Origin of the sequence: Exiguobacterium sp. s40, assembly GCF_018617905.1 — a bacterium.
GTDB lineage: Bacteria > Bacillota > Bacilli > Exiguobacteriales > Exiguobacteriaceae > Exiguobacterium > Exiguobacterium mexicanum_A.
Genome location: NZ_JACSLC010000004.1, coordinates 234,746 through 243,591 on the forward strand (window position 1 = coordinate 234,746; position 8,846 = coordinate 243,591).

At 55.2% G+C, this 8,846-nt stretch carries 8 protein-coding genes; all 8 read left to right on the top strand.

Annotated elements, in window-relative coordinates; translation table 11 throughout:
* Positions 1 to 45 precede the first annotated feature (45 nt).
* Positions 46 to 2,856 carry an ATP-dependent DNA helicase DinG gene (dinG, locus tag KNP02_RS05820; protein WP_214707527.1) on the top strand — a complete coding sequence of 937 codons (2,811 nt, stop codon included), beginning with the start codon at positions 46 to 48 and terminating at the stop codon, positions 2,854 to 2,856.
* Between the two features lie 66 nt (positions 2,857 to 2,922).
* Complete coding sequence (locus tag KNP02_RS05825) at positions 2,923 to 3,108, top strand: YpmA family protein (RefSeq protein WP_016509977.1); 186 nt, start codon at positions 2,923 to 2,925, stop codon at positions 3,106 to 3,108.
* Entirely contained in the window at positions 3,105 to 3,584 is a 480-nt protein-coding gene (locus KNP02_RS05830; protein WP_034777346.1) for a hypothetical protein, read from the top strand. Before KNP02_RS05825 ends, KNP02_RS05830 begins: the two co-directional genes overlap by 4 nt.
* 21 nt (positions 3,585 to 3,605) lie before the next feature.
* Positions 3,606 to 4,793, top strand: coding sequence for a pyridoxal phosphate-dependent aminotransferase (locus tag KNP02_RS05835; protein WP_034777347.1), 1,188 nt, complete (start codon positions 3,606 to 3,608; stop codon positions 4,791 to 4,793).
* Positions 4,794 to 4,813: 20 nt separating this feature from the next.
* Positions 4,814 to 6,115, top strand: coding sequence for an asparagine--tRNA ligase (gene asnS, locus KNP02_RS05840; RefSeq protein WP_214707529.1), 1,302 nt, complete (start codon positions 4,814 to 4,816; stop codon positions 6,113 to 6,115).
* 59 nt (positions 6,116 to 6,174) lie between these two features.
* Positions 6,175 to 6,762, top strand: a complete 588-nt coding sequence (locus tag KNP02_RS05845) for a DnaD domain-containing protein (RefSeq protein ID WP_034777350.1) — start codon at positions 6,175 to 6,177, stop codon at positions 6,760 to 6,762.
* Positions 6,762 to 7,424 carry an endonuclease III gene (nth, locus tag KNP02_RS05850; protein ID WP_034777352.1) on the top strand — a complete coding sequence of 221 codons (663 nt, stop codon included), beginning with the start codon at positions 6,762 to 6,764 and terminating at the stop codon, positions 7,422 to 7,424. The genes KNP02_RS05845 and nth overlap by 1 nt, the downstream gene beginning before the upstream one ends.
* 103 nt (positions 7,425 to 7,527) lie before the next feature.
* Entirely contained in the window at positions 7,528 to 8,748 is a 1,221-nt protein-coding gene (locus tag KNP02_RS05855; protein WP_214707531.1) for an MFS transporter, read from the top strand.
* Positions 8,749 to 8,846 lie beyond the last annotated feature (98 nt).

Sequence of the window (8,846 nt, forward strand, 5' to 3'; positions counted from 1 at the left end):
GAGACAGACAGAAAGCACGAGCGTGCCGAAGATGGGATGGATGTTATGGACACCTATGTGATAGTGGATTTGGAGACGACTGGTCATTCCGTCAAGTCCGGCGACGAACTGATTGAATTTGCGGCGGTGGTCGTTCAAGGGAGTGAAGTGATTGAGCGCTACAGTACCTTGATTCGCCCGAGTCGCCCAATCCCGCCTTTTATCACGCAGTTGACGACGATCACAAACCAAGACGTGGCGGAAGCCCCGACGTTTGAGGAAGTGATCCCAGATATATGGAAGATGCTCGATGGGCGAATATTCGTCGCCCACAACGTGTCTTTCGATTTGAATTTTTTAAATGAAAGTCTCGAGCAAGCCGGGTATATCCCGTTCCAGGGACGGGCCATCGACACGGTCGAGCTGGCCCGGATCCTATACCCGACGCTTGAGAGCCATGCGCTCGAGTCGCTCGCCGAGACGTTTGATCTCGTGCATACTGACGCGCACCGGGCGCTCAGCGATGCCGAGGCGACGGCGGAACTGTTCATTCGTTTGATTGAACGGTTGCGCGCCTTGCCGCTCGTGACGTTACAACAGTTACGACGCCTGTCCGAGTCGTGGACGAGCAACGTCGAACCGCTCCTCGACGAGTTGATTCTTGAGGTCGGGATCCGAGCCGACGATGAGACGACGTTCGATATTCATCGGAAAATCGCACTCCGACGTCTCGTCGATACGTTCGAACCCGCTGTCGAACGCGAACCGTTCGAGCCGTTTCTTCACCGGACGATCGAAGAGACGCTTCCGGCACTATTCGGTCAATTTGAACCGCGTCAAAGCCAGTTCGAGATGATGCGACACGTCTATAAGGCGCTCGACGACGAGGCGACGCTGTTGATCGAGGCGGGTACGGGGACCGGAAAGACATTGGCGTATTTGATTCCGAGCGCACACCACGCCCTCGAGACGAAGCGCCCGGTCGTCGTCAGCACACATACGATTCAGTTGCAAGAACAGTTGTTGAATCGAGATTTACCAATCTTAAAAGCGATTTTCCCTGAAATCGAGTTCACACTTTTGAAAGGGAGACGCAACTACATCGACCTCCGAAAGTTCGAGATGATTCTCGAAGAAACGAATGACGGGCTGCTCCCGGCGATGTGCAAGGCGATGGTCCTCGTCTGGTTGACCGAGACCGAGACGGGGGACTTGGAAGAGTTGTCATTGCCCGGTGCGGCGTCACAAGGGCCGGCCTCGTTCAAACGGCTGATCCAGGCCGATGCAGCCTCTGACTTCGGTCGCTTCGACCCTTGGTATAGCCGTGATTTCTTCACCCGGGCCGTCTTGCGCTCGAAAGAGGCCGATATCATCGTGACGAACCATGCTTTGTTGTTCTCTGATTTGCAACACCAGGCTGGGATTCTCCCGACCGATACGCCACTCGTCTTGGACGAGGCGCATCAAGTCGAGGAAGTCGCGTCGCATCACTTCGGAGTCACGTTTGACGCGATTCAATTTGACCGCCTGTTCAAATGGTTCGGCTACGGTGCCGACGGCAAGTTTCATTCGCGCGTGCTCGGGCTCGCCGATTTGACGTCCGTCTCGGAAGAGGCGGAGGCGTTCAGCAAAGCGACCGATCAAGCACTCGCCCGCGTCGACGATGAGCTGAACGATTTGCTCACGGCGCTCCAGTCACTCGGGAAAAAACGGGAGCAACGTCAAACCGTCCGCTTCGAGCGGGAAGGGGAACCGTTCCGACCGATCCGTGAAGTGGCGAAACGGCTCGAAGACCGTCTGCGCACGTTACGGACGACATTGCGACAACTGCACCGTCTCCTCGATGAGCATAAAGAGCATATGACGTTCAAACAACGGGCCGTGCTCGGTGATTTGAAGGCGTTCATCGGCGACGTGCGCGATATAGAGAGCGTCCTCTATGAGACGATGCTCACGCGGGACGACGATGCCGTCAGTTGGGTTGAGCTCAATCTGGCTAATCGCAAGTTGACCTCGGTGTACACCCAGCCGGTCGAGATCGGACCGCTCCTGCATGAGCGGCTGTTCGCCAAACGGCCGACCATCCTGACGTCGGCGACGATGACCGTCTCAGGACGATTTGGCTTCATTGAGCGGCGTCTCGGACTCGATGGGGAAAACGTTCGCCGCGTCGTCCTGGCGTCACCGTTTGATTTCAAGAAGCAAGCGAAACTGTTCGTCCCGTCCGATATCCCGCTCATCAACGAAGTTCCGTTGCCGCGGTTCGTCGAGCAGATTGCGGACTCGATCGCCCAAATCGCCAACGTGACGAAAGGACGGATGCTCGTCTTGTTCACGTCGAACGAACTGTTGCGTTTGACGCACGAGGCTGTCAAAGACCAATTGGATGAGGCGTACACGCTCCTCGCCCAAGGCGTCAGCGGTGGATCGCGAAGCCGCTTGACGAAACAGTTCAAACGGATCGACCAGTCGATTTTGTTCGGAACGGCAAGCTTTTGGGAAGGGGTCGATATTCCGGGCGAGGCACTCACCTGCCTCATCATCGTCCGGCTTCCGTTCGCGCCGCCCGACCAGCCGGTCATGCAGGCTCGGTCCGAGAAGATCGAGGCGACCGGTAAATCGTCTTTCTTTGAACTATCGCTTCCGCAAGCGGTCATCCGCTTCAAGCAAGGGGTCGGTCGCCTGATCCGTTCGAAAGAGGATTACGGCGCCATCTTCGTTTTCGACCGTCGCGTCGAGACGACGCGTTATGGCAAGCAGTTCATCAACAGTCTACCGTCCGTCGATCGAATTGACGGACCGCTCGAGACCGCACTCGCTGAACTTGAGCTGTTTTTAGACGAGAAAGAGAAGACCGGGCTAGGAAATCAGAGATAACGCTAGGCATCGTGAAATTATCGCTTTATAATAATGGGTATAGTGTTTTTTGAAGGAGGAGTAATCATGAATTCGAATATTGAGACGTTGGCGACGGTTCGAATCGAGCCGACGGCAGACGTCTACAAAATCGTCGACTTGTTGAATCGTACGTTGAAGAGCCAAGATTTAATGTTCGGTCTTGCTTTAGAGAAAAAAGTGAATGATCCGAAGAAAGAAGAGATGGTGTTCACCATCTATCGGACGGAATGACACGGAAGACAAAAGTAGTGATTGCGTTCATGACGGCACTCATCGGTGTCGTCATCGTATTTAGTGGCATTTATTGGTTCACGGTCGGCCACACCGAGCGGACGAAAGAGAAAATGATCGAGGAAGCGCGCGAGCGACTCGTCGACGAGCAACCGTCCGTCTCGATTGAACGGGCCGAACTGTTTAACGGGACAGAACCGTATGTCGTCTTCGAGGAGACGGATCGGGTCCAGTTCGTGCCGGTCGACGACAAGTTGCCAATCGAGACACGGGACATCGCAACGGTCGATTCAGAACAAATCTGTGCCGACTCGGTCGCAGAGACCGGCGGTACGCTCGTCAGCTGTAAATATGGCTTCGATGAACGGGCATTGATCGAAGTCGTGACAAAAGCGGGCACGTCTTACACGTACTCGTACTATACGCTCCAAGCGGGCGAATTCATTCGACGGGTCCAATTGACGGACTCGCCTTGACGAAACTAGAGGGGGATCTCAATGGAACATCTATTGGCACAACGTGTAAAGCAGTTGACACCTTCAACGACACTCGCCATCACGGCGAAAGCGAAAGCGTTAAAAGCGTCGGGTCAAGACGTGATCGGGCTAGGGGCCGGTGAGCCGGACTTCAATACGCCTGAACGCATCATCGAGGCAGCCTGTCAGGCTGCACGCGATGGCGACACGAAGTATACCCCATCTGGCGGGACGGTCGCACTCAAAGACGCGATCATCGAAAAGACGAAACGCGACAGCAACTTAACGTTCACACGTCCAGAGGTCATGGTTGCTTCCGGTGCGAAACACGCCCTCTATGCGCTGTTCCAAGCGATTTTAGATGAAGGGGACGAGGTCATCATTCCGGTACCATATTGGGTCAGTTATCCGGAGCAAGTGAAGCTGGCTGACGGGGTTCCGGTCTACGTCGACACGAACGAGACGACGATGTTCAAATTGACGCCGGAGCTGCTCGAGGCGGCCATCACGGATCGGACGAAGGCGGTCATCTTGAACAGCCCATCGAACCCGACCGGCATGATTTATACAGAATCTGAACTCTCGGCGCTTGCGGACGTCGTCAAACGGCACGATCTGCTCGTCGTCAGTGACGAGATTTATGAGAAACTCGTTTACGGTGAGGCGGAGTTCGTCTCCATCGCGACGCTTCCTGACATGCGGGAACGGACGATTATCATCAACGGTGTCTCGAAGTCGCATGCGATGACGGGATGGCGCATCGGCTATGCAGTCGGTGACAAGACGATCATCGAGGCGATGACGAACCTCGCGTCGCACTCGACATCGAACCCGACGTCGATCGCGCAAGCTGCGGCGGTCGAAGCCTACAATGGGCCACAAGATGACGTCGAGATGATGCGTGTCTCGTTTGCTGAACGACTCGAGATCGTCTATGAACGACTCATTGCGATTCCAGGAATCACATGCTTGAAGCCGCAAGGCGCATTTTACTTATATGCCAACGCCAAAGAAGCGGCCACGATGAGCGGTTACGACTCGGTCGATGCGTGGTGCGAGGCCGTCCTCGGTGAGGCGTACGTCGCGCTCGTCCCGGGTTCAGGTTTTGGTCAGGACGACTACGTCCGCTTGTCATATGCAACAGAATTAAAACGAGTACTAGAAGCGCTCGATCGAGTGGAAGACTTCATTACACGTAACGCTCGATAAGCGAAAGGATGGATATGAACATGACAACTATTTCAATCAGCCAATTTAAAGACTATGAAGGCCAGACGGTCCGGGTCGGAGCTTGGATCGCCAACAAACGTTCGAGCGGAAAGATCGCGTTCCTTCAACTTCGTGACGGGAGCGGCTTCGCCCAAGCGGTCGTCGTCAAAGCCGATGTGGCCGAAGAATTGTTTGCCCTCGCCAAAGGCGTGACACAAGAAACATCGGTCTGGGTGACCGGTACCGTCAAATCGGACGGTGGTCGCACGCCGCTCGGGTTCGAACTCGAGGTGACAGATATGGAAGTGATCGCGGAATCGGTCGACTATCCGATCACACCGAAAGAGCACGGGACAGAGTTCTTGATGGACAACCGTCACCTTTGGCTCCGCTCGCGTCGTCAGCACGCGATCATGAAAGTCCGTAACGAATTGATCCGGGCGACGTACGAGTTCTACAACCAAGAAGGATTCGTGAAGATCGACCCACCGATCATCACGTCGAGCGCACCGGAAGGCACGACGGAATTGTTCGAGACAGATTATTTCGGACAGCCGGCCTACTTGTCGCAAACGGGCCAACTTTATATGGAAGCCGCAGCGATGGCACTCGGGAAAGTATTCTCGTTCGGACCGACGTTCCGGGCCGAAAAATCGAAGACGCGCCGTCACTTGATCGAATTCTGGATGATCGAGCCAGAGATGGCGTTCTTCGACCACGACATGAGCCTCGAGCTCCAAGAGCGTTACGTCTCATACATCGCCAAGTCGGCACTTGAGAACTGCCGTAACGAATTGGAACTGCTCGGACGTGACTTGTCAAAACTTGAAAAAGTTCAAGCACCGTTCCCGCGCGTCCGTTATACGGATGCGATCAAGTTCTTGAAAGAGGAAGGCTTCGACGACATCGAGTACGGTGACGATTTCGGTGCACCGCACGAGACGGCCATCGCCAACGCGCATGACCTCCCGGTGTTCATCACCCATTGGCCGAAAGACATCAAACCGTTCTACATGAAAGTCGACCCGGAGAACCCGGAACTCGTCCTTTGTGCCGATTTGATCGCGCCGGAAGGTTACGGCGAAATCATCGGCGGCTCGCAGCGTGAAGACGACTACGACCGCTTGAAAGAAGAAATCATCAAAGAAGGTCTTGATGAGACGGACGCGTACGACTGGTATCTCGAACTCCGTAAATACGGGTCGGTCCCGCATTCTGGCTTCGGCCTCGGCCTTGAGCGGACGGTTGCTTGGATTAGCGGTATCGAGCATATCCGCGAAGCGATCCCGTTCCCACGTCTCTTGAACCGCATTCACCCATAATCGCCGATCGGGGATGACTTTGTCTTCCCCGATTGATTTGTCTAGAAAGGATGTGCGACATGGATGCACATAATATAATCAAGCTGTTCGAACAAAATCCAGTCGTCGTTCCGAGGAAACTGTTCACCGAGGCACGTCGCCTCAACTTGACGCCGGTCGAGTTCAATCTCGTCATCCATCTGCTTGAAATGATCGGGGAAGGCATCGAGATGCCGCTCCCGAGTGAGCTCGGGGACCGGATGAACGTGGCCGAGAGCGAGGCCCGCGCCGTGTTGCTCGGCCTGCTCCAAAAAGAGTTGATCGCCATCGACGCGTCGGCCGAGGTCGAACGATACAGTCTGCTTCCATTGTTCTTGGCGCTCGAGGAAGGGGCGGCACCTGAAAAATCGGCCCATTCGTTGAATGAGAACATCATTCATACGTTTGAGCGCGAGTTCGGGACAATCACTCCATTTGAGATCGAGCAGATTGTCGGCTGGTTGACCGAGGACGGCTTCAGCGAAGAGCTGATCATGGCCGCGCTTCGGGAAGCGAAACTACGCAACGTACGGAACTTCAAATATATGGACAAGATCCTCCGGGTGTGGCAAGACCATAACGTCGAGTCGCTCGAGGACCTCGTCGATTATCAACGGAGGAAAAAGTGATGTTGACGAGAGCCCAATTGAACGAAGTGTCGGACGAGATGCGCCGTATGTTCCCGGACGCCCACTGTGAGTTGACGCACCGCAACCCGTTCGAGCTGGTCGTGGCCGTGGCGTTATCGGCGCAGGCGACGGATGCACTCGTCAACAAAGTGACGCCTGGTCTGTTCGAGGCCTATCCGACCGTCGAATCGATGGCCGCGGCAGACGTCGCCGACATCGAGGCGTTAATCAAGCGCATCGGTCTCTATCGGAACAAGGCGAAAAACGTGAAGGCGCTGTCGATGCAAATCGTGGAACGTCATAACGGAATCGTCCCGTCGGACCGCGAATCGCTCGAGGCATTGCCTGGCGTCGGACGGAAGACGGCGAACGTCGTCTTGTCCGTCGCGTTTCATGAACCGGCGTTCGCCGTCGACACACACGTCGAGCGCGTCTCGAAACGGCTCGGAATCTGTCGTTGGAAAGACAACGTCCGTCAAGTCGAGGACACGCTCATGAAGAAGTTCCCACGCGAAGAATGGTCTCAGCTCCATCATCAGTTCATCTTTTTCGGACGTTACCATTGTAAAGCGCAACGTCCTGCCTGCGAGACGTGCCCGCTGTTGCACATGTGCCGCGAAGGCAAGAAACGAATGAAGTCCAAGCAAGCGACCGGACAATGAACAAGCGTCTTCCTGATCTCATGATCGGGAAGACGCTTTTTATACGTAGGGGGGTATTTTTTGGTATACTCAATCCAGTTAGCAATCGGCAAGGAGGATGTATATGGGTGAAACCCGGATTGGAATAAAAGAAAATCAAATGAACTTTATCTTACTCGTCGTGACGAACTTTTTCGTCGGGTCGATGGTCGGCCTCGAACGGACGATCTTGCCCATCATCGGAGAAGAGGACTTCGGTCTCGTCTCGACGAGTGCGGCGCTATCGTTCATCATCAGCTTTGGGTTCTCGAAGGCTGTCGTCAATTACTTCGCAGGAGCCATCGCCGATCGATTCGGGCGCAAGAAAGTGCTCGTCTTCGGCTGGGGGATCGGGGTATTCGTCCCCGTGCTCGTCATGTTGGCCCCGGCCTGGTGGATGATCATCGTGGCGAACGTCTTGCTTGGGATTAACCAAGGACTGACGTGGTCGATGACGGTCAATATGAAGATTGATTTGGCTAAACCGACGGAGCGTGGGCTCGCGGTCGGACTGAATGAATTCGCCGGTTATGTCGGTGTCGCCGTGATGGCCGCCGTCTCTGGGATGATTGCCGTCACGTACGGCAGTCGGCCGGAACCGTTTTATATCGGTGTCCTCGTCGCATTCGTCGGTCTCGGGTTATCATTGTTCGTCCGTGATACGACGAATCAGGTACAGCTCCAACCGACGAGCGGGTCTGAGAAAACACGTTCTGCGAGAGACGTATTTATGACGACGACTTGGAAAGATCGCTCGCTCTCGAGTCTGACGGTGGCCGGTCTGTCGACCAATCTGAAAGACGGCATGGCATGGGGCTTGTTCCCGATTTATTTCGCCGCACAAGGGCTCAGTCTAGCTGAAGTCGGATTAATCGTGGCAGTCTATCCGGCGGCGTGGGGCTTCTTCCAACTGTTCACCGGGGTATGGAGCGATCGCATCGGACGCAAAGGATTGATTGTCGCCGGGATGTGGGTCCAGGCCGGTTCGCTTTGGGCGATTCTCGTCATGTCCGACTATTGGCAATGGGTGCTCGCCGCGGTCATGCTCGGCATCGGGACGGCAATGGTCTATCCGACGCTCCAAGCCTCGATCAGTGACGTCGCCGAGCCATATTGGCGCGCCTCAGCAATGGGCGTCTATCGGTTTTGGCGCGACAGCGGCTATGCGTTCGGAGCCATCTTTGCCGGGGTGTTGACCGACATATTGTCCATCGATTGGGCCATCGGGCTTGTGGCCGTCCTACCGTTCCTGGCCGGACTCAATGCGCTCGGTCGTTTGCGGGAGACACTTCCAGGTTTGCGTTAATCAAAAAACGAGGCTGGGACATAACTAGCCGGCTTTAGAGCTTTTTAATAAAAAGAGGGGTCCGGTCACCGATTTTCGGTGGCCGGACCCCTTCTTTG